The organism is Thalassospira permensis NBRC 106175 (assembly GCF_000714555.1).
Classification (GTDB): Bacteria; Pseudomonadota; Alphaproteobacteria; order Rhodospirillales; family Thalassospiraceae; genus Thalassospira; species Thalassospira xiamenensis.
In genome coordinates this window covers 59,890-82,783 of the sequence record NZ_AUNC01000011.1, presented here as the reverse complement: position 1 = coordinate 82,783, position 22,894 = coordinate 59,890, and the positions used below count along the sequence as shown (strand labels likewise).

The 22,894-nt window shown below is 57.1% G+C and carries 22 protein-coding genes; 12 read left to right on the top strand and 10 right to left on the bottom strand.

Annotated features, from left to right (window positions below; translation table 11 throughout):
- Positions 1-1,195: biotin/lipoyl-containing protein (locus SMB34_RS07115; RefSeq protein ID WP_037988884.1), on the top strand; the 1,195-nt coding region annotated here is incomplete at its 5' end.
- Between the two features lie 76 nt (positions 1,196-1,271).
- On the opposite strand, the gene SMB34_RS07110 is transcribed toward SMB34_RS07115, so the two are convergent.
- The gene (locus tag SMB34_RS07110) at positions 1,272-1,799 is read right to left on the bottom strand and encodes a TetR/AcrR family transcriptional regulator (RefSeq protein WP_037988855.1); all 528 of its coding nucleotides are present in this window, start codon (positions 1,797-1,799) and stop codon (positions 1,272-1,274) included.
- Positions 1,800-1,865: 66 nt separating this feature from the next.
- Between SMB34_RS07110 and SMB34_RS07105 the strand changes: the two genes are divergently transcribed.
- The 5 genes from SMB34_RS07105 to SMB34_RS07080 all read left to right on the top strand — a co-directional run bounded on the left by SMB34_RS07105 (position 1,866) and on the right by SMB34_RS07080 (position 5,683).
- Entirely contained in the window at positions 1,866-2,942 is a 1,077-nt protein-coding gene (locus SMB34_RS07105; RefSeq protein ID WP_037988852.1) for an alcohol dehydrogenase family protein, read from the top strand.
- Positions 2,943-3,184: 242 nt separating this feature from the next.
- Positions 3,185-3,931, top strand: coding sequence for an HAD family hydrolase (locus SMB34_RS07100; RefSeq protein ID WP_037988849.1), 747 nt, complete (start codon positions 3,185-3,187; stop codon positions 3,929-3,931).
- On the top strand, positions 3,924-4,307 hold the full coding sequence (locus SMB34_RS07095; protein ID WP_240478770.1) for a DUF1244 domain-containing protein: 384 nt from the start codon (positions 3,924-3,926) through the stop codon (positions 4,305-4,307). The genes SMB34_RS07100 and SMB34_RS07095 overlap by 8 nt, the downstream gene beginning before the upstream one ends.
- Positions 4,308-4,330: 23 nt before the next feature.
- On the top strand, positions 4,331-4,645 hold the full coding sequence (locus SMB34_RS07090) for an acylphosphatase (RefSeq protein WP_051682165.1): 315 nt from the start codon (positions 4,331-4,333) through the stop codon (positions 4,643-4,645).
- A 192-nt stretch (positions 4,646-4,837) separates the two neighbouring features.
- Entirely contained in the window at positions 4,838-5,683 is an 846-nt protein-coding gene (locus tag SMB34_RS07080) for a 5'-nucleotidase, lipoprotein e(P4) family (protein WP_037988843.1), read from the top strand.
- Positions 5,684-5,735: 52 nt separating this feature from the next.
- On the opposite strand, the gene SMB34_RS07075 is transcribed toward SMB34_RS07080, so the two are convergent.
- The 3 genes from SMB34_RS07075 to SMB34_RS07065 are packed head-to-tail and all read right to left on the bottom strand — an operon-like array spanning position 5,736 to position 8,971.
- Complete coding sequence (locus SMB34_RS07075; protein ID WP_037988840.1) at positions 5,736-6,485, bottom strand: DUF4336 domain-containing protein; 750 nt, start codon at positions 6,483-6,485, stop codon at positions 5,736-5,738.
- Between the two features lie 39 nt (positions 6,486-6,524).
- Positions 6,525-7,940: an FAD-binding oxidoreductase gene (locus SMB34_RS07070; RefSeq protein ID WP_037988837.1), complete on the bottom strand. Its 1,416-nt coding sequence runs from the start codon at positions 7,938-7,940 to the stop codon at positions 6,525-6,527.
- A 35-nt stretch (positions 7,941-7,975) separates the two neighbouring features.
- Entirely contained in the window at positions 7,976-8,971 is a 996-nt protein-coding gene (locus SMB34_RS07065; protein WP_205618037.1) for an L-threonylcarbamoyladenylate synthase, read from the bottom strand.
- A gap of 260 nt (positions 8,972-9,231) precedes the next feature.
- Here SMB34_RS07065 and SMB34_RS07060 point away from each other — a divergent pair, with 260 nt between their 5' ends.
- Positions 9,232-10,449, top strand: coding sequence for an MFS transporter (locus SMB34_RS07060; RefSeq protein WP_037988835.1), 1,218 nt, complete (start codon positions 9,232-9,234; stop codon positions 10,447-10,449).
- Positions 10,450-10,859: 410 nt separating this feature from the next.
- On the opposite strand, the gene SMB34_RS07055 is transcribed toward SMB34_RS07060, so the two are convergent.
- From SMB34_RS07055 to ftrA, 3 genes are all read right to left on the bottom strand, one after another.
- Complete coding sequence (locus SMB34_RS07055) at positions 10,860-12,935, bottom strand: methyl-accepting chemotaxis protein (RefSeq protein WP_037988833.1); 2,076 nt, start codon at positions 12,933-12,935, stop codon at positions 10,860-10,862.
- Between the two features lie 229 nt (positions 12,936-13,164).
- Positions 13,165-13,986 (bottom strand): 3'(2'),5'-bisphosphate nucleotidase CysQ, encoded by an 822-nt coding sequence (cysQ, locus tag SMB34_RS07050; protein ID WP_051682164.1) that lies wholly within the window; start codon positions 13,984-13,986, stop codon positions 13,165-13,167.
- A 153-nt stretch (positions 13,987-14,139) separates the two neighbouring features.
- Positions 14,140-15,135, bottom strand: coding sequence for a transcriptional regulator FtrA (gene ftrA / locus SMB34_RS07045; RefSeq protein ID WP_037988831.1), 996 nt, complete (start codon positions 15,133-15,135; stop codon positions 14,140-14,142).
- A 134-nt stretch (positions 15,136-15,269) separates the two neighbouring features.
- Between ftrA and SMB34_RS07040 the strand changes: the two genes are divergently transcribed.
- Together SMB34_RS07040 and SMB34_RS07035 are read left to right on the top strand one after the other, a co-directional pair.
- On the top strand, positions 15,270-15,671 hold the full coding sequence (locus SMB34_RS07040) for a rhodanese-like domain-containing protein (protein ID WP_037988873.1): 402 nt from the start codon (positions 15,270-15,272) through the stop codon (positions 15,669-15,671).
- 82 nt (positions 15,672-15,753) lie between these two features.
- A complete protein-coding gene (locus tag SMB34_RS07035) occupies positions 15,754-16,236 on the top strand; it encodes a GNAT family N-acetyltransferase (RefSeq protein ID WP_037988828.1) in 483 nt (160 codons plus the stop codon).
- Here the strand turns inward: SMB34_RS07035 and SMB34_RS07030 are convergent.
- Both SMB34_RS07030 and amrB read right to left on the bottom strand, forming a co-directional pair.
- Positions 16,226-16,606: a DUF2750 domain-containing protein gene (locus SMB34_RS07030; RefSeq protein ID WP_007091448.1), complete on the bottom strand. Its 381-nt coding sequence runs from the start codon at positions 16,604-16,606 to the stop codon at positions 16,226-16,228. The genes SMB34_RS07035 and SMB34_RS07030 overlap by 11 nt on opposite strands.
- On the bottom strand, positions 16,603-18,090 hold the full coding sequence (amrB, locus tag SMB34_RS07025; protein WP_037988826.1) for an AmmeMemoRadiSam system protein B: 1,488 nt from the start codon (positions 18,088-18,090) through the stop codon (positions 16,603-16,605). The genes SMB34_RS07030 and amrB overlap by 4 nt, the downstream gene beginning before the upstream one ends.
- 102 nt (positions 18,091-18,192) lie before the next feature.
- On the opposite strand from amrB, the gene amrS reads away from it, so the two are divergent.
- Both amrS and SMB34_RS07015 read left to right on the top strand, forming a co-directional pair.
- Positions 18,193-19,311, top strand: a complete 1,119-nt coding sequence (amrS, locus tag SMB34_RS07020) for an AmmeMemoRadiSam system radical SAM enzyme (protein ID WP_037988824.1) — start codon at positions 18,193-18,195, stop codon at positions 19,309-19,311.
- 73 nt (positions 19,312-19,384) lie between these two features.
- The gene (locus tag SMB34_RS07015) at positions 19,385-19,849 is read left to right on the top strand and encodes a GNAT family N-acetyltransferase (RefSeq protein ID WP_037988822.1); all 465 of its coding nucleotides are present in this window, start codon (positions 19,385-19,387) and stop codon (positions 19,847-19,849) included.
- A 6-nt stretch (positions 19,850-19,855) separates the two neighbouring features.
- Here the strand turns inward: SMB34_RS07015 and SMB34_RS07010 are convergent, their stop codons facing one another.
- Positions 19,856-21,091, bottom strand: coding sequence for an NnrS family protein (locus tag SMB34_RS07010; RefSeq protein ID WP_037988820.1), 1,236 nt, complete (start codon positions 21,089-21,091; stop codon positions 19,856-19,858).
- Positions 21,092-21,367: 276 nt separating this feature from the next.
- Here SMB34_RS07010 and SMB34_RS07005 point away from each other — a divergent pair, with 276 nt between their 5' ends.
- Complete coding sequence (locus SMB34_RS07005; RefSeq protein ID WP_037988819.1) at positions 21,368-22,837, top strand: leucyl aminopeptidase; 1,470 nt, start codon at positions 21,368-21,370, stop codon at positions 22,835-22,837.
- Positions 22,838-22,894: the final 57 nt, after the last annotated feature.

The following is a 22,894-nucleotide window of genomic DNA, read 5'->3' as shown; positions in this document are numbered from 1 at the left end:
CTCCGCCGGGACGGTGGAATTTATCGTCGATAAGGACAAGAACTTCTACTTCCTTGAAATGAACACCCGCCTTCAGGTCGAACATCCGGTGACCGAACTGGTGACGGGCGAGGACCTTGTGGAATGGATGATCCGCATCGCCAATGACGAAAAACTGACGCTTGCGCAGGATGATGTCAAGCTGACCGGCTGGGCGATGGAAACCCGTATCTATGCCGAGGACCCGTTCCGTGAATTCCTGCCCTCCACCGGGCGTCTGGTGCGGTATCAGCCGCCTGCTGAAAGCGCATCCGTGCGTGTCGATACCGGCGTGTTCGAAGGCGGCGAGATTTCGATGTATTACGACCCGATGGTCGCAAAACTGGTGACGTATGGCGAAACCCGTGATGATGCGATTGCGGAAATGCGGGCCGCCCTTGATGCCTATTACATCCGCGGCATTTCGCACAATATCCCGTTTGTTGCCGCCGTTATGGCCAATAAACGGTTCCAGTCAGGCAATATCACCACCAATTTCATCGCCGAAGAATATCCCAACGGCTTTTCCGCCGATGATCTGCCCAACGATGATCCGGCGATGCTGGTGGTGGTTGCCGGATACCTCAATCAGCGGGTGGCGGAACGCAATGCGCGCGTGACCGGACAGGTCAGCGATCATCCGTTGCAGGTTGCCGAAAGCTGGGTCGCGGTATCGGGTGATGATCACACCGCGTTTGATATCGAAATTGACGGTGTTAACAATGACTATATCGTCGCCATCGGGGATCGCAGTTATGGCGTTTCATCCGACTGGAAAATCGGCGATGCGATGTTTGTCGGTGTCATTGACGGCGCGCCGGTCTGCGTGCAGATCGATGTCGAAGGTGTCGGCTATCGCCTGTCGGCCAATGGCATCCAGCGCAGCTTCAAGGTGATGCTGCCCCGTGTCGCCGAATTGCAAAAACTGATGCCGTTCAAGGCTCCGCCCGATATGTCAAACTTCCTGCTGTCCCCGATGCCGGGGCTGCTGGTCAAGGTATCGGTGACCGAAGGCCAGACCGTCCAGCCGGGCGAGGAACTTTGCATCCTTGAAGCGATGAAAATGGAAAACGTGCTCAAGGCCGAAAGCAAAGGTGTCGTCAAGAAAATCCACGCCGAGCAGGGCGCAAACCTGTCGGTCGATGCGATCATCATCGAGTTCGAGAAGGACGAATAAGCCGCCTGATCCCTTGAAGGTGCAATAAAAGGTGCTAGTCTTCGGGCCAGCGCCTTTTCCTTTGGGAGCAGAAATCCTATGGGTTGGAGTGCGTCGGTATCCCACCCGCCAGCCGTTTCGCTGCGGCAATGGCTTGTGCCCCGTGCAGGGTGAAGCTTTGCGTTAATCCTTCAAGGATCAGGTTAAGCTCGATCTCGTATCCCTGTCGCCCTGTGGCGATGGCGGCTTTGGTTGCGACCTCGACCTTATGGCGTGATAGCAAATCGCGCAGCATCTGATCGCCCGGTGATGCGGCAACGGCGGCGTGGAACAGGCAGCCGTGGCTTGCCTCTGTTTCCATCCAGACACCGACACGATCAATGATTGCCGAAAGGGCTTTGTCGGGGGCCTCGGGCAAATTGGTGAACAGCAGATCAATGTAACGCTGATGGCGGTGTTCAAGGGCCAGATGCACCATGTCGGCCCGCGATGGTGTGTATTTATAGAGCGTGCGCAGGCTGACATCGGCGGCTTCGCGCAGGTCGTCAACACTGGGTTCGGCAAAGCCGCCCTTGGCAAAGGCCCGCTCAAGACCGGCGGCGATTTTCAGTTTTGTATCCGTCATGTTGACAAATGTAGAACGTTCCCTTTACCTTGGCAAGTAGAGTAATCGTTCTACATGGAGTAACCAATGACCGATATCCCGACAAAAATGCATGGCGTCGTCCTGACCGGGCATGGCGGGCTTGATAAGCTCGAATGGCGCGAAGACCTGGAAACGCCAACCCCCGAAGCCGGGCAGGTTCTGATCAAAGTCGGGGCGTCTTCGGTCAACAATACCGACATCAACACCCGCATCGCCTGGTATTCAAAGGCCGTTCGCGGCGCCACGAGTGACGGCAGCGATGCCGGTTTTGGCGAGGATGCCCTTGCCGATGCCACCTGGTCGGGCGGTACTTTGGCCTTTCCCCATATTCAGGGGGCGGATTGTTGCGGCACGATTGTCGCACTCGGGCAGGGTGTTGATCCCGCGCGACTTGGGCAGCGTGTTCTGGTCCGTGCCCTGCAATCCGTTCCCAACGAGGACGGAACACACCGGGTCGAAACATTCGGCAGCGAAACGAACGGGGCCTTTACGCAATATGCCGTGGTCGCGGATAAAAACGCGATTGCCATCAAATCGGACCTGTCGGACACCGATCTTGCATCCTTCCCATGCGCGTTTTCAACCGCCGAGGGGATTATCCAGCGCACAGGCCTTGGGGCGGAACGCGTCCTTGTAACCGGGGCATCGGGCGGGGTCGGTTCTGCGGCCATTCAGCTTGCCAAGCGGCGCGGGGCCTATGTCGTTGCGGTGTCAAGCGCGTCAAAGGCCAAGGCCCTGCGTGATCTTGGCGCGGATGAGGTTCTTGACCGTGCAGATGAATTGCCGCGCAACCGCTTTGATGTCGTGATCGATCTGGTCGGCGGGCCGCGCTGGCCCGAACTGCTTGAAACCCTTGTTTCGGGTGGTCGATATGCCACGGCTGGGGCAATCGCCGGGCCGATTGTCGAACTTGATCTGCGCACGCTTTATCTTAGGGATTTAACACTTTATGGCTGCACCCATCAGGAAGATCGCGTTTTCACCGATCTGGTGAAATATATCGAAAAGGGTGAAATTCGTCCGCTGGTCGCGGAAGTTTACGACCTTCGCGATCTCGCCAAGGCACAGGAAGCATTCGTTGCGAAATCGCATATCGGCAAGATCGGTATCCTTGTCAGCTAGGGCCGGGTCCGCCGGGAGATGGCCCGGAAAAGAACCGGGAAATGCGCCGGGGGAACATTCCCCCGGCGTTTTTGTTCCATACCTGTTCGATTGGACGGGTTTGCAACCCCTTTCGAACAGTTATTGCGCATATTAAATACAGGAAACGGGGCTTTACGGGGATTTCCGGCTGACTTATGGTCGCGGATTGAGGCCGGGTGCTTTCTGCAAGGCCATCCAAGAACAAGAAACGAGGCGTGAGTATGTATAAACTGATTGCTTTTGATGGCGACGATACGCTGTGGCATAACGAACCGCTGTTTCGTGACGCCCATATCCGCCTGCGCGAAATGCTTTCCCACTATGTCGATGCTGATACGGTCAATGATCGCCTCTATCAGGCGGAACTGTCCAACCTTTCGATTTATGGATACGGCATCACCGGCTTTACCCTGTCGATGATCGAAACTGCGATTGAGCTTTCCGACAAGAAAATAAGTGCTGCCGACATTCATGAACTGGCCGAAATCGGCAAATCCATGCTGCGTGCGCCGACCCGTCTGATTGACGGGGCCGAAGAGGTGCTGCGCCATTATGTCAAACAGTCTGATCGCAAGATCGTCCTGATCACCAAGGGCGATTTGATCGCCCAGCAGCTCAAGATCGAGCGTTCCGGCCTCGAAAGCCTGTTTGCCGGTGTCGAGATCGTTTCGGAAAAAGATCCGCTGACCTATCGCAATATTTTTGGCCGTTATGGTGTGGAACCATCCGAAGCCGTGATGATCGGCAATTCGTTGAAGTCCGATATCCTGCCGGTGCTTGCGTGTGGCGGGTCGGCGATCCACATTCCCTATGAAATCACCTGGGTTCACGAAATGGTCGATCAGACCGAAATCGACAATGATCATTTCGTGACGGTCGAAAGCATCGCCGAGGTCCCGGAAAATATCGAAAAACTTGAACAGGACCTGCCAGCCTATGGCAAGGTCGGGAGTATGGAAAATGTCTGATTGCGCCGGTTCGGAAATGTCGACCGAAGCATCCCTTGCCAATGGCCCGGCGGCAAACCTTGATCCGCAAATCAAGCTGGAACTTGAAGCCGCTGCCTTTCGCGGCCTTGTGCAGCATCTTCAGGACCGCAAGGATGTGCAGAATATCGATCTGATGAACCTTGCGGGTTTCTGCCGCAACTGCCTTGCTAAATGGTATTTGGCGGCGGCGCGTGAACGCGATGTGGCCATGGATTATGACGGCGCGCGCGAGGTCGTTTACGGCATGACCTATGATCAATGGAAAGACAATCATCAGGCCCCGGCAACAGCGGAACAGAAACAGAAGTTTCAGGATACCGCCCATCTGCACGCCAATATTCCCGGCGCGAAGTAAACATCACATCAAAGGATGTTGCCATGACCACCACCGAACCCGACCCGCAAACAGGCACCGGAAACATTTCCGTCCTTGCCCGGATCGAAGGCCGGGTGCAGGGCGTGTGGTATCGCGCCTGGACGGTCGAGGAAGCCCGCAAACGCGATCTGACTGGATGGGTTCGCAACCGCGCGGATGGTACGGTCGAGGCGCTGTTTTGCGGCCCGGTGGCCGGGGTGCAATCCATGATCGCGGCCTGCCATGATGGCCCGACGCATGCGAATGTCACCCGCGTGCATGAAGAACCCGGGCTTGAAGACGGCTTCACCACATTTGAAAAACGCCCGACGGCCTGATTGCCGGGCCGCCGGATTGGCGCCTTTATCAAATCGCGTCCAAAGCCTTTTTCCGCCCCGATGCAGAAAAAGGCTTTTTCTTTGGTGCGGTGCGGTGGCATGCTCTTGCAATCCTGTCCGGCTGGTCAGATCGCTGTTCAACTCATCGGGGGCACCCCGGCCGGATCGGGAACCAAACAGGGAGAATAAAACATGAAATTGACGACGAAATCATTTGGCGTTGCTGTTCTTCTGGCGGGTTCGGCCTTTGGTGCGCAGGCCCAGGAACCGGCACAGAATGACGGTCTGAACGCATCGCTTTGGTATCAGACCTCGGTCGAATACAAAACCACGGCCCTTTCGGTTTATGCAGGCGCGCAGCGTCTTCTCGATGCGGCGATTGGTGATCATGGCTGGACCGCCGCCCTTGAACAGGATGGCAACTATTCGGCCAAACCGCCCGCGATCATCCTTGATGTTGATGAAACGGTTCTCGATAACTCGGCCTATCAGTCATGGGTTGTGACGGCCAATACGTCTTATAGCTCCAAAACCTGGGCGGCATTTGTCGAAGACGCGATTTCAACCCCGACCCCGGGCGCGTTGGAACTGACCAAGGCCGCGGCCGACAAGGGCGTTGAAGTCTTCTATCTCACCAACCGCAAGGCCGCCGAAGAAGCCGCGACCATCAAAAACCTTCAGGAATACGGCTTCCCTTATGCCGATGCGGATCATGTGATGGTGCGCGGTGAAAAGGAAGAATGGGGTTCGGCCAAGGCCACCCGCCGCGAAGCGGTGGCGGCGGATTTCCGCGTCATCATGATGTTTGGCGATAACTTCGGCGATTTCACCGACGATATCGATGGCACCATCGACGAACGCCTCGAAGTCATGGACAAATACGCGACCTATTGGGGGGAACGCTGGTTCATGCTGCCAAACCCGACCTATGGATCATGGGAATCCGCGGCATTTGGCAATGACTGGAAAAAATCCCCCGAAGCCCGCCGTCAGGACAAGCTTGACGCGCTCAATAGCTGGTCGGGCCCGAAAGAATAATTTCTTTCGCATCTGACGGTAGAAAGGAGGCGTGCCATGATCGGCGCGCCCCTTATTTCATGACCCAGCGGAATGCGCGTTTAAGCTCGGCTGTGCCGTTGTGATCATACCAGCGACCATGCGACATAATCACCCGTTCCGGGTTCCAGTCGATCATCTGATCGACTGCCTTGCGCAGGCTTTCCTTATGCCCGGCAAAGGTCATGCGCATATCACGCGGCGCACATCCATCCGGGTCCATCGAGCCAAACATCCGCACCAGCCACCGCCAGATCGGGCTTTTGATCTTGTGCGCCTCGAAATTCTCGATCAGGTCGGTCAGGATCAGGCTGTTTGATTTCGGGTGATAAAACACGGCCTCGGATAAATAGCCGCCGCGTACCATCACCTGTTTGATTTCATCCGCCCATTCCGGTTCGGCAGTATCGGCAAGTTCGGCATCAAACGATACCGTCATGCCGACCGACTTCGCCCGCTTGATCACACCGGGCGCACAGAAACTTTGCGCCGCCGGATAGGCCGCCTGCCATTCCGGCACCCCGGCATAATGGATGGTGTTGGGCGCAATCAGACAGGCAACTTCGCCCAGCGCATCAACACGTGCCTTAAGCTCCGGCGTCAAACGGATCGGTGAATGGACAAACAGCTTCTCTGACGCCAGCCGGATGATCGTCATTCGGGTCGGAAACGGCAATTTCATGCCCAGATACTGAAACCCGATCACCGGACCATCAATGATCCAGATTTCGTCCCCAACAGCCTTGGGAACATTCAGCGGATCATAGGTATCAATCGAAAACATTGCAGACCTTTATGGGGTTGGGGGCGCCCATGATGTGGTTTATTTCACGATCTTGCCGGGATTGAGCATACCATCGGGATCAATCGCGTCCTTGATCACACGCAAAAGCTTCATCTTTTCCGGGCTGGCATAGCGGGCGAGTTCATCAAGCTTCAGCTTGCCAATGCCATGTTCGGCGCTGATGGAGCCACCAAGATCGGCGACAATGTCATGGATCAGACGGTTAAGCGTTTCCCAGCAATCGAGAAATGCCTGTTTTTCCATCTCGACCGGCTGGGTGAAGTTGAAATGGATATTGCCATCGCCGACATGGCCAAACGGGCAGGGACGAATGCCCGGGATCAGATCCCCGGCGGCTGCCATGCCACGCATAAGCAACTCCGACACCCTGGAAACCGGGACCGACACATCATGCTTGATACTGCCGCCTTCAAAACCTTGCGCCTCGGGGATGCCTTCGCGGATCGCCCAAAGATTGGCGCGTTGGGCCTCGGACTGTGCCAATGTTGCGTCGCTGGCAAGGCCTGCCTCAAGGGCGGCCTCCAGAAGGTCGCTTAGGACCTCGTTCAGGTCATCCTTGGGCCGTGACGAGGTCAGTTCGATCATCACATACCAGTCCGAAGGGGCGGCAAGCGGGGCGGATAGCCCCGGCAGGTGTGCCACCGTCATATCATGGGCAAAGCCGCAGATCAGCTCGAACGCGGCAATCGCATCACCGCTTTCGCGCCGTGCGAGTGCCAGAAGGTCAAGAGCCGCATCCGGTCCGGGGACGGCAACCCACGCGGTCGCGACATGGCGGGGCTTGGGAAACAGTTTCAAGCTCGCCTTGGTGATAATGCCAAGCGTCCCTTCGGCCCCGATAAACAGATCGCGCAGGTCATAGCCGGTATTGTCCTTGCGCAATTTCGAAAGCCCGTTCCACACGCTGCCATCGGGCAGAACAACCTCAAGCCCCAGAACCAGATCGCGGGTATTGCCATACCGGATGACGTTCAGCCCGCCGGCATTGGTCGCAAGGTTACCGCCAATCTGGCAGGTTCCCTCCGACCCAAGGCTAAGCGGGAAGATCAGATCACGCTCAAGGGCAGCTTCCTGAAGAGTTTGCAGGATCGCACCGGCTTCGACGGTGGCGGTAAAATCGCGCGCATCGATATCAATGATCCGGTTCATCCGTTTAAGGTTCAGGATCACCTCGGCGGCATTGGCAACCGCCCCGCCGCATCGCCCGGTATTGCCGCCCTGGGGCACAATCGCAATGCCATGGGTTGCACAGATCGCGACACATTTGGCGACCTCGTCGGTATTGGCGGGATAAAGCACCATGCCCGCGTCGCCTGCAAACTTGCCACGTGCCTCGGCATTATGCGTGGCCAGTATATCGGCCTCCATGCTCCAGCCTTTCGGGCCAAGGGCATCCTGAAGTTCCTTGATCGCGCTGGCGGGCAGGATGTGCATGGGGGCTGTTTTCCGCTCGGCTGAGGTTGGAAGAATTACGGGGTCGGATGAAGGGCGCGGGGGGCGCTGGCGCGTTTCATCCGGTCATTGATCGCAAGCCCAAGTCCGGTATCGGGGATCGGCGCAATTGCAATCCCGTCAAACCGCTTCTGATCGGCTTCGTGCAGTTTGGCAAACAGGTTGGCGGCGGCCTCGCGGTCATTGCCGGTTTTCGAAAGCCACAGGACTTTATCAAATCCCTTGGTCACGCAATCCCCGAATGCCAGCAATATTTCATGGCCGTATTTCTTCTGATCCGGTGCCGTCGCATTCAGCCGCACCGGCAGGCCGGGTGCATAATGGCTGGTCATCATGCCGGGGCTTTTGGGCGCGTTGTCATCGGTTTCGGCCATCACGACGTCGCATCCCAGAACTTCCGCCACCTGATCGCGGGTAATCCCGCCGGGGCGGAGCATCACGACGCGGTCGGTGGTCAGATCAATCACCGTGCTTTCAAGTCCGACCCCGCATGGGCCGCCATCCAAAATCATGCCAATCGCATTGCCAAGGGATGCTGCCACATGTGCCGCCGTCGTCGGGCTGATCCGCCCGGACCGGTTGGCCGAAGGTGCTGCAATCGGGCGGCCAACTGCACGCAACAGCGCGCGCGCCATTTCGTGGGCGGGCACACGCACCGCAATGCTGGGCAAGCCGGCGGTGGTCAATTGCGATACATTGCTGTCGGAACGCTTTGGCAAAACAAGCGTCAGCGCACCCGGCCAGAACGCATCGGCAAGCTTATCTGCCCGCGCATCGAAAACCGCATGTTTGGCGGCGGCATCGCGATCAGGGAAATGGCTGATCAGCGGGTTGAAGCTTGGCCGTTGCTTGGCGGCAAAAATGCCCGCAACCGCATCGTCATTGGTGGCATCCGCACCCAGCCCGTAAACCGTTTCGGTCGGAAACGCGACAAGTTCGCCCGCGCGCAACTTGGCCGCGGCCTGTGTCAGGGCACCTTCGGAATAGGGGCGGATCGTCAAAGCCGGGGACATCAAGCATTCCATAAAAAATATAGCCTTGTGAAATACCTAGCGATGATAGTCGGGAATGACAAGCTGGAAGCGACTTTATCGCTGTTTGCATTGATCGAATGATCGTCCCGGTTTAGGGTGTCGGTCGCAGGAAGAACCCCATGATTGATCCTGGTTCGCGCGTGGTGCGTGTCAAAGCCTGCATCCTTTATATATCCGGCCTGCTGCAAACACCCGCTCAGGCCCTCGGAACGGTGTAATCCATCGCAAGGAGGGCCATTATGCCTTTGCACATGCCATCACTCTCCAAGGCCGCAACGATCCCGCCCCATATTGCTGTCCCGCTGGCCCTGATTAATCTGGCGTCGTTTGTTTCGCAGATCATTCAGATCGGCGTGATCGACACGCTTTTGCCGCTGGCACTGACCAATGCCGGATTAGGGGAACGGCATGGCGGCATGATGCTGTCGCTTTACTGGATTGCCGATCTGATCGGCGGGTTCTTTGTCGCGGCGATTTTACGTAAAACCCATCCCGTTATCCCGCTTGTCGTCAGTGGCCTGTCGTTTTTTACCCTGATTGTCGTGGTGATGTATGCGCCGCAATCGGCGCTGGTCCTGCCCGCAACCCTGTTTGCCGGGGTGGGGCTGATTTTGCGGTGGGTGGTGTGTGACGGGCTGATCGTGCAACTGGCCCCGCGTGATAAACTGGGCCGGGTGGTTGGTTTTCATGAAACCCTGATGGGGCTTGGCATTGTTCTGGGCCCGGTCCTGATTGGCTGGTTTGGAACGGATGCATTCGCCATGTCTGGCATTGCCCTTGTTGCGGCGATCATCCCGCTTTTCTGTGCCTTTGCCATGCCGCGCCTTGAAATGGCATCAACCCAGAAGGGCGCGGGGGCAGCATTGCGGCGCTGGATTGATCATTGGGATCTGGTGCTGATTGCCTTTGTCGCGGGGTTTGTTGAAATCTGCTTTTTATCGGTCCTGCCGTTGCAATCGCAACGTGACACCGGCCTTGCCGAAGCTGGTTTGTGGCTGGCGGCGGTCTTTGTGTTTGGCGGCACGATCTGCCAGCCGCTTGTCGGTTATGTTTCGGATAAAAGCGGTCCGATCAAACTGGCTTGGCTGTGCTTTGGTCTGCTTCTGGTTGGCGCTCTCCCCATGGCGCTTGCCGGATATGGCATCATGGCGGCGATCATCCTGTTTGCGCTGGGTGTCGCGGTGGCCGGGCTTTATACCGCCGCTGTCCTGATCGCGGCCAGTGGCCGAGGGAAAGGACAAGGCGCAGGAGGAGGAGCGGGGCAGGGATATCAGGTCGGCGTTCTGGTGGTTGTCTCGCAAAGCTATACGCTGGGTGCGATTGTCGGCCCGTCGGCTGGGACGTCGCTTCTGGTGATGATCGGGAACTGGGCCCTGCCGGTTCTGGTCTTGCTGGCGGCGGGGATTTCGGTGCTGCTTTTGATGATGCGCCGGACCACACCTGCACCGGGGCAATAGCCCCAGACAGCGCAGAGCCGCCATCAGGATGGCGGCTCCATTTACGCTCTAGCCCGGCGGTCGCCCTGCAGCAGTGACCCGGACCGCGTCGCCGTGATTCCGGCGGCTATTTACGTCACCTACACGTTGTGTGGCGATAAGGATCGTATAGCAAAAAATACGCTCAAAGTCAACAAAACTGCGGGATTCAGTTCTTTCAATAAAAGCCATAAAAGAAGCGGCAGGTGCCTGTTGCGCCGCATCAAGGACAAGCTGCTGATCGGGCTTTGCAATTCGCTTTGATGCCGCTTTCGCGAAATGATTTCGGGCGGCGTGTGGCTTCCTTCATTATCACAAAAAAAATCGGGCAGCGGCCTTAAGCGTGCTGCCCGACTGTTTTTACAGCACCGGGAAATTTCCGGCGGCTTGGATCAGATGCCCCTGACCCGGGACAGGAATTCTTCAACCTCCCGTCCAAGGGCATCCGCCTGACTTGAAAGCTCTGACGATGCTTTCAGGACTTCGGCAGACATTTGCCGAGTGTCGCGGGCCATCTCGGTCACAGACGCAATGTTATCTGAAACCTCTGATGTGCCGGTCGCAGCATGCTGGACATTTCGGGCAATTTCCTGCGTCGCCGAAGATTGTTCTTCGGTGGCCGCCGCAATCGCCGAAATCGCCTCGTTGATGGTGTGGATTTTAGTGCCGATCCCGGTAATCGCCTCAATGCAAAGCCCAACGGCGGTTTGCATGCCGCCAATCTGGCCCGAAATTTCCTCGGTTGCCTTGTGCGTCTGGGTGGCAAGGGTTTTGACCTCGTTGGCGACCACGGCAAAACCCTTGCCCGCGTCGCCGGCTCTTGCCGCCTCAATCGTCGCATTCAACGCCAGAAGGTTGGTCTGCGATGCGATGTTCTGAATAAGCTCGACAACCTCGCCAATCTTTTCGGCTGCTTCCTTAAGATCCGAGAACGACTGATTGGTTTGTTCAACCTCGTCAACCGCATCATTGGCCATGCGTGATGATCCATTGATCTGCTGATTGACTTCGATGATCGATGCGCTCAGTTCTTCGGACGCAGCGGCAACGGTCTGCACATTGCCCGATGCCTCGCCCGATGCCTTGGCAACGACCTGGGTACGCTGATCGGTGTTTTCGGCAATGGTGGACAATTGTTCGGCATTGCCCTGCATATCCCCCGATGCATGGCGAACTGCCTGTACGATCCTTGCTGATCCCTGTTCAAACGCACTGACCGCCTCGGCCAGTTTCTTGCCTTTCTCGATTTGCTCCTGCTGTGCTTTTTGTTGTGCCTGTCGCAGTTCTTCGGTCTGCAACGCATTTTTGCGCAACTCTTCAAGGGCCTCCGCCAGACGACCCAGCTCGTCAGGGGTGCCGGTTTCCGTGACCTTGGTTTTATAATCAGCCTGTGACAGGCGTTCGACATCGGCCATAAGATGGCCAATCGGAGTTGAAAAACGCCGCAGCACGGATGCAATCGCAATCGCCGAAAGCCCGAGGGCGATGACAAGCCCGATGCTGACGGTCACAAGCCCGATATTTGCCGATGCTTTTTTGCTTTCCGCACTTAACACGGCCTCTTTCATGGCGGTGTGACCGATTTCGACAATCTGATCAAACGGCCCATTGCAAAGGGCGGTATATTCGGTCGGTGGCATGGCTGGTGCCGTGCCACCATTCAAACCGGTATAAAGGGCATCGAGCTGCGTCTGTGCTGAGGTCGTGGCACTTTCAGCCGCTTTTACTTCATTTAAAAGACGCTGTGGAATGCCCGGGCGGGCCATGACGGAATCAATCTCGTCCCACATAAGCTGATAACCGCCTTTAAGCTGGTTCCAACGCGCGAAGGATTCGGGGCTTAAAGGTTCGTTTTTCGAGACATTCGGACGTAAAAGCGAACATTGGCTGCCGAACTTGTCGCGCACCATCCATGCCGCACGCCGGACCTGAATCATTTCGCCGACAAACGGGTCAAGCAGCCGAACGTCATTTCCAACCGCAAGCGACACACCCAGAATGGTGTCAACGACGTTACGGACGGAATCTGACCATTCCTTGACTTCGGGGACACTGCGCTGATCTTTGGGCCGCTTTGCCAGTGCATCAATATTTTCTTCAAGGCGGTTCTGTTCCGCCCATGCTGCCTGAAGGTCGGAAATATATTTATCAACCCCGTCGACCTCGACATCTTCAAGGGCCGCCATTGCGGTGTCAAAACTCTGGTCGGCAATCGCGCGCGTTCTGGCAAAGGCCCCGGTCGGATCGTCTTGCGACACCAACGCGGTTTGGGTGCCGGAAATCTGCTGTCGGACGCCAAGGACTGCAGAAAACAAAAGCTGGTCTGCACGGGTTGCATTCAGGATTTCCGATGCATTGTCCGAGTCATGCCAACTGATAAAGGCCAGAACGCCCGTAACACTTACAAAGCCAATAAGCAAAAGGCTCTGCAAGGAAATGATCAGGCGCGAAATTGAATTCCGGAACATCAATTCTCTCTCCCAAAGGGGAATGTATCTCAACCCAAACGTATAGCGATTTTTCGGTGTTATACAGTTTGTGCCGCAGAATTGAATTTCAACCAGTGAACTGAAATAGCGCGCTTTTTTCCTTTAGCGAAGATTTGCGTGTGATCTGCAGACGTGATCAACCATGCGATCACGCCGTGCGGGATGTGTAAATCGTGCCTTGATCCTGCAATGCGGAAAGTAACGAAGCTTAACCTTGGTATTTCACCGGCACGGATGGGCTGCGTGCGATGAAGAACGGATTGCGGAAATCGGCCTTGCCATAGGCAAACCGGGTGCCGTCCATATTCTCGACCACGCCACCCGCCGCCGCCAGAACCGCATGGCCCGCCCCGATATCCCATTCCATGGTCGGGCCAAGGCGGGGATAAAGGTCGGCCACCCCCTCGGCCAGCAGGCAGAGTTTAAGCGAACTTCCCGCCGGGCGCAGTTCCTTGACCGCGAGGTCGCCCAGAAACGCCTTCATCGCCTCGGGATCGCCATGCGAACGTGAACCGACGACGACTACCCCGTCTTCGGGCATGTCGCGCACCGTGATGGCGCGGGTTGTGTCATCAATATCGCCATTGCCTTCAATCAGCTTCGCCCCATCCGGCCCGCCGTAATAAAGCTTTTCAATTGCCGGGGCATAAACCACGCCCAGAACCGGGACGCCCTTGGCAATCAGGGCGATATTGACGGTGAATTCGCCGTTGCGTTTGATGAATTCCTTGGTCCCGTCCAGCGGATCCACCAGCCAGAAGAAATCGGTATCCCCGTTTACATCGGGAATGTCACCCGCAGCCGCACTTTCCTCGGACACGATTTTGACATTCGGGGTCAGGGCGCGAAGACCGGGCAGGATCACCGCCTCGGCGGCGTCGTCGGCCTCGGTCACCGGGGATGCATCATCCTTCGACCGGACTTCGAAATCGGTGTCATAGATTTTCATCATGGCGGCACCGGCACGGCGCGCAATTTCAATCAACCCGTTTTCAAGGGCACTGGCATCGGCCGGAAGGGCAATCGTCATGGCAATCTCGTCTGGTTAATCTTTTTGCGTGCAAAGGGCATAGGGAATTTTGCCCATCACGTCCAGTAAGACCGTTCCATTATGGCGAGATCACGTTCACTTTCCTGTTCACGTTCATCATCGCCATCGCCTCTCATCAGGCCCTATGCCCGGTCACGCCGGTTGACCGATCCGAAACCGGTTGCGATAGCGGGCCGGGGGCACGTGGGCGATATCGCGAAACGCGATGCGAAATGTTTCCATCGACTGGAACCCGCATTGCTCGGCAATGTCACCCAGCGGCAAACTGGTTTCTTCAAGCAATTTCATCGCCCGCAATACCCGTTCACGCCGCAGCCATTTAAGCGGCGCCATGCCGGTGCCTTCGCGGAAACGCCGTAAAAACGTTCTTTCGCTTAGTCCCGAAAAGTTGGCCATTTCGCCGATTTCAATCGGTTCGGCCAGTTTGCCGCGTGCCCAGTCCAGAACGGCTGCAATCGATTTGCCCGGTCGTTCCTGTACCGGCGCTTCGACATATTGTGCCTGCCCCCCATCACGATGGGGCGGCATCACCAACCGCCGTGCGACCACATTGGCAACCTGCGCGCCATGATCGGACCGGATCACATGCAAACAGGCATCAATCCCCGCACTGCTGCCCGCCGATGTGATGATCTGGCTGTTTTCGACATATAGAACATCATCGACAATCTCGATATCGGGATACATCGTGTGCAGCCGGTCGGTATATCGCCAATGCGTCGTCGCCCGCCCGTTTGCCAGCAACCCGCTTGCCGCCAGAACAAACACGCCCGAACAGATGCTTACCAACCGGCATCCGCGGGCATGAGCACGCCTTAACGCATCACAAAGTGCCACATCGGGCATCACATCCGCCCCGCGCCAGCCGGGGATGATCACGGTGTCGGCATGATCAATCAATTCTATCCCGGCATCGGTCGCCACCCGAAATCCGCCCATCGCGCGGATTTCCGGGTCAATTCCCGCAATCGAACAGCGATACCACGGAAAATCAAACTCCGGCCGGGGCAGGGCAAATGCCTCCAGGGCGATGCCAAATTCAAATGTGCAAAGCCCGTCATAGGCCAGCACCACAACATGATGGAGGGCGTCGGTTGGTTTGATATCTGCGGCACGATGATCGGGCATGACCGGATTTGATTCCGTTAAAATGCGGTTTGGCGAAAAATTACCGAATAATGGCATTTTGGCCACTATCACAAAAAATGGCAATCGTTACGATCATCCCATCACCCATGATGATTGAAAACGGAGCCACCCGAATGAAAAGCCTGATCAATGAAATCAACCCCGCACCGTCGCATATTGCACGCGCCCATTTTGATGCGATGCTGCAATTTGAAACCGATTGCTGGGACACGCATGCAAGCCTGCAATCCGGGGCCGATGATTTCATTCTTGTCGATGTCCGGTCCCCCGCGCTGTATCACGGCGGCTATATCGAAGGCGCGATCAATATCCCGCACGGCAAGATGACCGAACGCCGCATGGCCGAATATCCCGCCGGTAAAACCTTTGTGGTTTATTGCGCCGGTCCGCATTGCAATGGTGCCAACAAAGCCGCCTGTCGGCTGGCCGCCCTTGGCCTGCCGGTCAAACTGATGATTGGCGGTGTGACCGGATGGATCGACGAAGGCTTCAACCTGACGGAACCGGTTGCCTGATCTGACGGTAACCATCTCTAATACTGGCCGACAGGATCGCTGCCTGTCGGCCCATCCTATTCTTTGCCACCGGATCGCACCAATGACGTCATCACCAGTGCCATATGAAATCCGCACCGCCGCCCCGGATGATCTGCCCCGTCTGATTGACCTGATTGCCGATCACGCGGATTTTGAACGCCAGAAGGTCAATCGCGCCGATCTTGCGGAAAACCTGCCCCGATATCTGTTTGGCGCGGATGCCCGCCTGAGCGTGATGGTGGCGGGCAGGGGTGGGGAACTGGTCGGCTATGGTGCTGCCAGTATCGAATTTTCAACATGGAAGGCCGCCTGCTTCCTGCATCTGGATTGTCTTTACCTTGCGCCGCAAAGCCGTGGGGCCGGGCTTGGCGCGCGGATGCTGGCCGCGTTTGAAAATCTGGCACGGCAGCAAAACCTTGGCTGGATGGAATGGCAAACGCCCGACTGGAATATCGATGCGGCCCGGTTTTATGAACGCAATGGGGCACGGGTCCTGCCAAAGCTGCGCTTTGCGAAAACGCTGTCTCACATCCCTAGCCGGTGATCGATTTCTTTAACGCGGCCATCAAATCATCATGCAATGCCAAATGCCCCGGCAGGATCGGGCCATCATCGCCGGTCGGTGAAATACCGGGTTCAATCCTGTTCCGGGCAAGATCGGGCAACAGATTTTCGGTCAGTTCAACCAGGGTGATCGCGGTCGGGACGTAGCCGGTTTGCGCAATCTCGTTCCACGCATCCGCATGGTCATGGCTTGCGAAAAACGGGCAATATCGGGTGCCATCATTGCCGGGGCACAACAGCCAGCCCTTGTCATAAAGCCCCCAAACCCCTTCCCACGCGATCACGCTTTCAATGAAGTAACGATAGCGTCCTTCACGGGCATTGATGTTGTCCGATCCTGCAATGCTCATGACATCGGGGTCGGTTGCTGCCAGAAATCCCTGGGCGCGATGTCCTTGCCCGAGATGCCGCGCGTCACAAACCGTTGTGCCCGCATGCGATCCGACCAGTGATCCGTCGAAAGCCCGGCCTTGCGTTTCAATTGTGCCACGAAATCCGCCGGATCAGGCAATTGCTCCCAGACTTGAGGCAGGAACAAGCCACGATGATTGCCATCCGACAGGATAATGCCATCCTCATGGGGTGTCAGTTTGGCGATCAGATCGGCCTCGTTTTCAAACGGAAAATCACGCGGCGGGGAGAGGACCGAGATCGATAATTCCAGATCGTCATTCAGTTCATCTTGGCGAAGGGCCGGAAAGCGCGGGTCGCCAAATCCGGCCTTAAACGCATTTTCGCAAAGGTCCGTCGCCAGATCGCGATGCGCCATCACCGATCCGATGCAGCCGCGAAGCTGGCCAGATTTCTTTAATGTCACAAAGCACGCACCCGGTTGCAGAAGTTCGGGCGAAACCGATGCCGGATCAATGCGAAGCGGCCCGCCATGCGTGATCCCGTGCCAGATCGATTGCCGCGCAAGGTCGATCATCGTCGCCCCGTGATCGATCAGAAGCTTTTCGGTCGCGCCAACAAAGCCGCCTGATGATTTGCTCGTCTTTTCATCCTCGCGCATGTCCGCTGATCCCGCATAAACCGCCCACGCGCCATAGCCGACCACGCGCGATTTATCGCCCGTCACATCGCCGGAATTACACATGCCAAGTGTCCTGATCCGCATACCGCGTTTGCGGGCCGACATCAACATGCCCGCCACTGGCAAGGCACCACACGCATCCCCGCTTGTGATGCTTTCGGCGTCAAACCGCTCGATCATTGCGCGCGTATTGTCGTCGATGCGTTTGGCGGTATCGTAATCATGAAAATGCGACAGGTCCGATGAAATCACGATCAGGGTTTCCGGCTCGCCCCAAAGCGCCTCGATCACCTCATGCACCTGCCATGCGCTGCATCGGCTGACCAGCAGGGGCACAATGCCGATATCGGCATCTTCGCCAAACAATCGCTGGATAAACGGCAATTCGATCTCAAGCCCGTGCTCAAGCCGATGCGCCTCGTCAAGAACCTGCACCTGTGGCCATGCAAGGGCCGCCTGCAACCCGGCAAGGTCGCAGGGCACATCGCCAAGCGGTGTGGCAAACCCGTCCGCCTTGGCAATCGCAATCCCCTGAAATGCCATGCGATGCGCCGGGCCAATGATCACGATCCGTTTGACCGTACCCTTTAACGCCCGAACCGTGGCAAAACCCAGACCGGCAATCGCCCCTGAAAACATCAGCCCGGCATGGGGCACAATGATCACCTTGGGGATTGGTGTATCATTCTCTGTCTGGCTCTCGACCGCCGCATGGATCAATCCGTCAATCTCGCTGCGCAACATATCGGGTGCAGCGGGATAAAACGTTCCGGCAATGGCAGGCGGGCGGATAATCGTCATGACGCTTCCAATGATGGGCTTCCTTTGAAAAAGATAGCGATCAGGGCTACACTTTGAAAGGACAAGCTAACAATCGTGAACCCGGTCAGGGTCCAAAGCGCCATGAATGTCACGACCCCGCAAATAGGAACCGTCCCCGGACGCTACTGGCACCATCTTGATGATGGCCGTATCCAGTGTGATGTCTGCCCGCGCTTTTGCAAGCTGAAGGACGGGCAACGGGGCTTGTGTTTTGTCCGGGCGCGCGAGGGCGATCAGGTGGTTTTGACCACATGGGGCCGGTCATCGGGCTTTTGCATTGATCCGATCGAGAAAAAGCCGCTTAACCATTTTTTGCCCGGCACCCCGATCCTGTCATTTGGCACGGCGGGCTGTAACCTGACCTGCAAGTTCTGCCAGAATTACGAGATTTCCAAGGCGCGTGAAATGGATAGGCTGGGATCGCTTGCGACGCCTGAAATGATCGCCAGAACCGCAAAGGAATATGGCTGTTCGGCAGTTGCCTTTACCTATAACGACCCGGTGATCTTTCTGGAATATGCGGTGGATGTGGCGCAGGCCTGCCGGGAGGCTGGCATTCGCACCGTCGCCGTCACGGCGGGATATATTGGCGATAAAGCCCGCGAGGAATTCTTTCGCCATATGGACGCGGCCAATGTCGACCTCAAGGGCTTTACCGAGGATTTCTATCATAAGCTCTGTTCCGCCCATCTGGCAGATGTTCTTGAAACCCTGAAATACCTTAAACATGAAACCGGGGTGTGGTTTGAACTGACCAATCTGGTGATCCCCGGCGAGAATGACAGCGACGCCGAATTTGATGAAATGACATCGTGGGTGCAGCGTGAACTCGGCCCCGATGTGCCGATGCATTTCACCGCCTTTCATCCCGACTGGAAAATGATGGATCATCCGCGCACCCCGCCCGCAACCCTGATCCGGGCGCGTGAGATCGCGATGAAAAACGGCATTCGTTATGCGTATGTTGGCAATGTCCATGACAAGGCGGGATCAAGCACCTTTTGCCATCATTGCGGGCATATCCTGATCGGGCGGGACTGGTATCAGTTATCGGACTGGAACCTTGATGCACACGGGGCCTGCACCCAATGCGGTACCCATTGCGCAGGTGTATTCCAACCGCGCCCCGGCACATGGGGGCCAAAGCGCCTGCCGGTGCGTCTGGTCGCGCCAAGTGCGGGTTCGGCACCAGCATCCTGATGGCGTTTTTGCTTCCATTTCGGGCAAAGCAGGCTAAATTGCCGCCAGTTTCGTTTGGACCCAAAATCACCCCATGAAAATCCGCAGAGCCAGCATTTCCGACGTCAGCGCCATTTTCGCCATCCGAAGCCGGGTGCGCGAAAATCATCTATCTGTCGATCAGTTGGCCGAACGCGGCATCACCAAGGCCGCCTTTGGCAAATGGCTTGCCGATGGCTATGGCATGTGGGTGGCCGATCTGGACGGGGCGGCGGCGGGCTTTGCCATCGCCATCCCGCGCGAGGCCACATTATGGGCGCTGTTCGTTGATCCCGATTTCGAAGGCCGCGGGGTGGGCAGAGCGCTTTTGCGCGTGGCCGAAGAATGGCTGTTTGCCCAAGGCTGCAGCGACATTTCGCTGACCACCGATGCCGATCCCAAAATCCGCGCGCACCGCTTTTATGAAAACAATGGCTGGCATTGCACCGGCGATGCGGACAAGGGGCAGGTCGAATACATCAAATCCAACCCGACCCTGTCGCTGTTTGATTTTGGTTAACGCCGTTCACTTTACCTGAATGCCGCGCGTTTTCTTCTGGCTCGGCCCGATCAGGATCGGCGCATAGCCAATCAGAAACGCCAGCCACCCGATCAGCCAGCACAGGGTCGCCGCTGCCAGAACCGGAAGGTAAGCATCCGGGAACTGCCCGACCAGAAGCCGCAGCACGGTCGACATCCACACCAACCCGAATGCCGCATTCAAGGCCTGGCTTGCGCGCAATTCCCGCCCGGTATGGCCAAGGGCTGCCCGCCCGCCAATCGCGATGATCATGCAGGCCATCGCCCCGCCGGTAAGCCCGTGCAGGGCATCACGCGCTGCCATCACGTCCGGCCAGATATGGGCGATGCCAAACGCCGCCAATCCGGCAGGCACCCAGAAATAGGCGAAATGCAACATCGCCACCAACGGATCGCGCAGCGTCAGGTGCCCGCGCCAGCGTACCATGCGAAGCCCGTGCAAGGTGGCGGTGATCAGCAACGCCGCGCCAAAGATGACGCCATCCTTATCCACCATCCCGATCACGATGGTGATGGCAAGGGCGGCAAGGCACACGCCGTCAAAACGCGTAAACATCACCGGCATCGTGGCATCCGGCCGTTCGCGTTGCAGCCAGTTGCGTGTAAAAGCCGGGATGATCCGCCCGCCAATCAGCGCGATCAGAAGCACGATCAGCAAAATCGCACTTTGATAAATCACCATCGCATCAAGCGCGATCAGGCCAAGTGCGCTTGCAATAAACATCCCGTCAAAGGCGGTAATCAGCCCCAGAATACCAAGGATTTTAAGGTTGCGATAATTCCGCCCCAGCACAAGCTCTCGCCCGGCAATCACGATAAGGGCGATGAAATAACCAAGCCCGCCGATGATGGCCAAGGCGGGCGGCAATGTCTCGCCAAAGCCAACCGCCAGCCGCGCGATGAGCCAGCACGCGGCAAGCACCATCAGCAATCCGCCCGCAACGCCGGGCCGCCCCGTCCAGTTGGCAATCGCGGTTAGCAGGAACCCGCCAATCGCCGCCCCGCCAAAGCCGAAAATCATTTCATGCCCGTGCCAAAGCGACGGCGTGCCAAGCGACGGCGTCGGCACCCCATGCGCCATCCCCGCCACCCACCAGACCACGGCCACCACCGCAATCAGCCCGGCAAACAGAAACATCGGGCGAAACGCGCCACTCCAGAATGGGTGCGGTGCGGGGGCGGGTTCGGATATCGAGATCGGCGAGGTTTTCGCATTCATCATGGCACCGTCAAACAAGCAGGGGACTAAGTTGGAACAGTTCCATCATAGGCCGCGATTGTGCGCCTGCCTTGACATTGAGCAATCGGCCAAAATCACCGTGGAAACACTTGGTCGGTCGTCATGGGCCTGTCATATCGGTAAAATCACGCAGGTTTTTGAGCAATAAGCCTTTTCTTCGCCATTTAACGCGCTAGATTAGGGAAAGCATTCAAGCATCGGCGGGATTGCCGGTGCAGACACCACATATGCCCGAAACATGACAGGAGCCTTTTTCTCATGAAGATCACGTTCTCCGATCTCGCCATCCCGACCTCGGGCGCTGTGATCGCCTTTGCCACCGATGGCGGCGATCTGATGCCAAGTGCCGTGGCGCTGGACGAAGCAACCGGCGGCGCACTTGCCAAGGCGATCAAGGGATCGACCTTCAAGGGGAAAGCAGGGCAAAGCCTGCAGCTTCTGGCACCGGCCAATACCGATCTTTCGCGCATCATCGTGTTCGGGATTGGCAAGGAAGCCGAATTTGACGTGATCGCCGCCCAGAAACTTGGCGGCAATGTCACCGTACGGGCCCTTTCGACCGGCGAGAAGGACGTGACCGTCCTGTTTGACATGGAAGGCATGGCCTGTGATTTCGCCACCGGTGCGATGCTGCGCGATTATCGTTTCGATAAATACCGCACCACCGAAACCAAGGAAGATAAACCGGTTCTGAAATCCATCGCGATTGCCGCCCGCGATCACAAGGACGCCAAAAAACAGTTCGACAGTGCCAAAAAGGTCGTCGAAGGCGTGTTCTTCACCCGCGATCTGGTGTCTGAGCCTGCCAATGTGCTGTATCCCGAAAGCTTCATGAAAGAAGTCAGCGCGCTTGAAAAGCTCGGTATCGAGATTGACGTGCTTGACGAAAAAGAAATGAAAAAGCTTGGCATGGGCGCACTTCTGGGCGTCTCGCAAGGTTCGGCGCACAAGCCCTATATGGTTGTCATGCGCTGGAACGGAGGCAAGAAAAAAGACGCACCGGTCGCGTTTGTTGGCAAGGGTGTGACCTTTGATACCGGCGGTATTTCGATTAAACCGGCTGCTGGCATGGAAGACATGAAATTCGATATGGGCGGGGCCGGTGTGGTTTCCGGCCTGATGAAGGCATTGGCCGGGCGTAAAGCTAAGGCCAACGTGATTGGCGTCATCGGCCTTGTTGAAAATATGCCGTCAAGCACCGCACAGCGTCCGGGCGATGTTGTGACCTCCATGTCGGGGCAGACCATCGAAGTCATCAATACCGACGCCGAAGGCCGCCTTGTCCTGTGTGATGCCCTGACCTATGTGCAGGAAAAATACGATCCGAAACTGATCGTCGATCTGGCGACCCTGACCGGTGCGATCATCATTGCGCTGGGCCATGAAAATGCCGGGCTGTTTTCCAACAATGATGAATTGTCCACCCAGATCACCAATGCCGGTCTTGCGGTTAATGAAACCGTCTGGCGCCTGCCACTGTCGAAGGCCTATGACAGCCAGCTTAAATCCGACATTGCCGATATGAAAAACGTTGGCGGCCGTCCGGCTGGCTCCATCACGGCGGCACAGTTCCTGCAGCGCTTCATCACCAAGGATCGCCCGTGGGCGCATCTTGATATCGCCGCGATGGCCTGGGCGACAAAGGATAGCGAAGTCACGCCAAAAGGCGGCACCGGTTATGGCGTGCGCCTGCTGGATCGCTTTGTGGCCGATAACTGCGAGTCCTGATTTCACGGCGGTTTGACCAGAAACTTGCGGGGCAGGGTGATGATCACCTTGCCCCGT

Coding starts and splice junctions, on each gene's coding strand:
- SMB34_RS07040 (WP_037988873.1), top strand. CDS start 15,270: ATGAAAAGCCTGATCAATGAAATCAACCCCGCACCGTCGCATATTGCA.
- SMB34_RS07065 (WP_205618037.1), bottom strand. CDS start 8,971: ATGTCCCCGGCTTTGACGATCCGCCCCTATTCCGAAGGTGCCCTGACA.
- SMB34_RS07075 (WP_037988840.1), bottom strand. CDS start 6,485: ATGTTTTCGATTGATACCTATGATCCGCTGAATGTTCCCAAGGCTGTT.
- SMB34_RS07090 (WP_051682165.1), top strand. CDS start 4,331: ATGACCACCACCGAACCCGACCCGCAAACAGGCACCGGAAACATTTCC.
- SMB34_RS07005 (WP_037988819.1), top strand. CDS start 21,368: ATGAAGATCACGTTCTCCGATCTCGCCATCCCGACCTCGGGCGCTGTG.
- SMB34_RS07015 (WP_037988822.1), top strand. CDS start 19,385: ATGAAAATCCGCAGAGCCAGCATTTCCGACGTCAGCGCCATTTTCGCC.
- amrB (WP_037988826.1), bottom strand. CDS start 18,090: ATGACGATTATCCGCCCGCCTGCCATTGCCGGAACGTTTTATCCCGCT.
- SMB34_RS07080 (WP_037988843.1), top strand. CDS start 4,838: ATGAAATTGACGACGAAATCATTTGGCGTTGCTGTTCTTCTGGCGGGT.
- SMB34_RS07110 (WP_037988855.1), bottom strand. CDS start 1,799: ATGACGGATACAAAACTGAAAATCGCCGCCGGTCTTGAGCGGGCCTTT.
- SMB34_RS07010 (WP_037988820.1), bottom strand. CDS start 21,091: ATGATGAATGCGAAAACCTCGCCGATCTCGATATCCGAACCCGCCCCC.
- SMB34_RS07100 (WP_037988849.1), top strand. CDS start 3,185: ATGTATAAACTGATTGCTTTTGATGGCGACGATACGCTGTGGCATAAC.
- SMB34_RS07105 (WP_037988852.1), top strand. CDS start 1,866: ATGACCGATATCCCGACAAAAATGCATGGCGTCGTCCTGACCGGGCAT.
- amrS (WP_037988824.1), top strand. CDS start 18,193: ATGAATGTCACGACCCCGCAAATAGGAACCGTCCCCGGACGCTACTGG.
- ftrA (WP_037988831.1), bottom strand. CDS start 15,135: ATGCCCGATCATCGTGCCGCAGATATCAAACCAACCGACGCCCTCCAT.
- SMB34_RS07055 (WP_037988833.1), bottom strand. CDS start 12,935: ATGTTCCGGAATTCAATTTCGCGCCTGATCATTTCCTTGCAGAGCCTT.
- cysQ (WP_051682164.1), bottom strand. CDS start 13,986: ATGACGATTGCCCTTCCGGCCGATGCCAGTGCCCTTGAAAACGGGTTG.
- SMB34_RS07035 (WP_037988828.1), top strand. CDS start 15,754: ATGACGTCATCACCAGTGCCATATGAAATCCGCACCGCCGCCCCGGAT.
- SMB34_RS07030 (WP_007091448.1), bottom strand. CDS start 16,606: ATGAGCATTGCAGGATCGGACAACATCAATGCCCGTGAAGGACGCTAT.
- SMB34_RS07070 (WP_037988837.1), bottom strand. CDS start 7,940: ATGCACATCCTGCCCGCCAGCGCGATCAAGGAACTTCAGGATGCCCTT.
- SMB34_RS07060 (WP_037988835.1), top strand. CDS start 9,232: ATGCCTTTGCACATGCCATCACTCTCCAAGGCCGCAACGATCCCGCCC.
- SMB34_RS07095 (WP_240478770.1), top strand. CDS start 3,924: ATGTCTGATTGCGCCGGTTCGGAAATGTCGACCGAAGCATCCCTTGCC.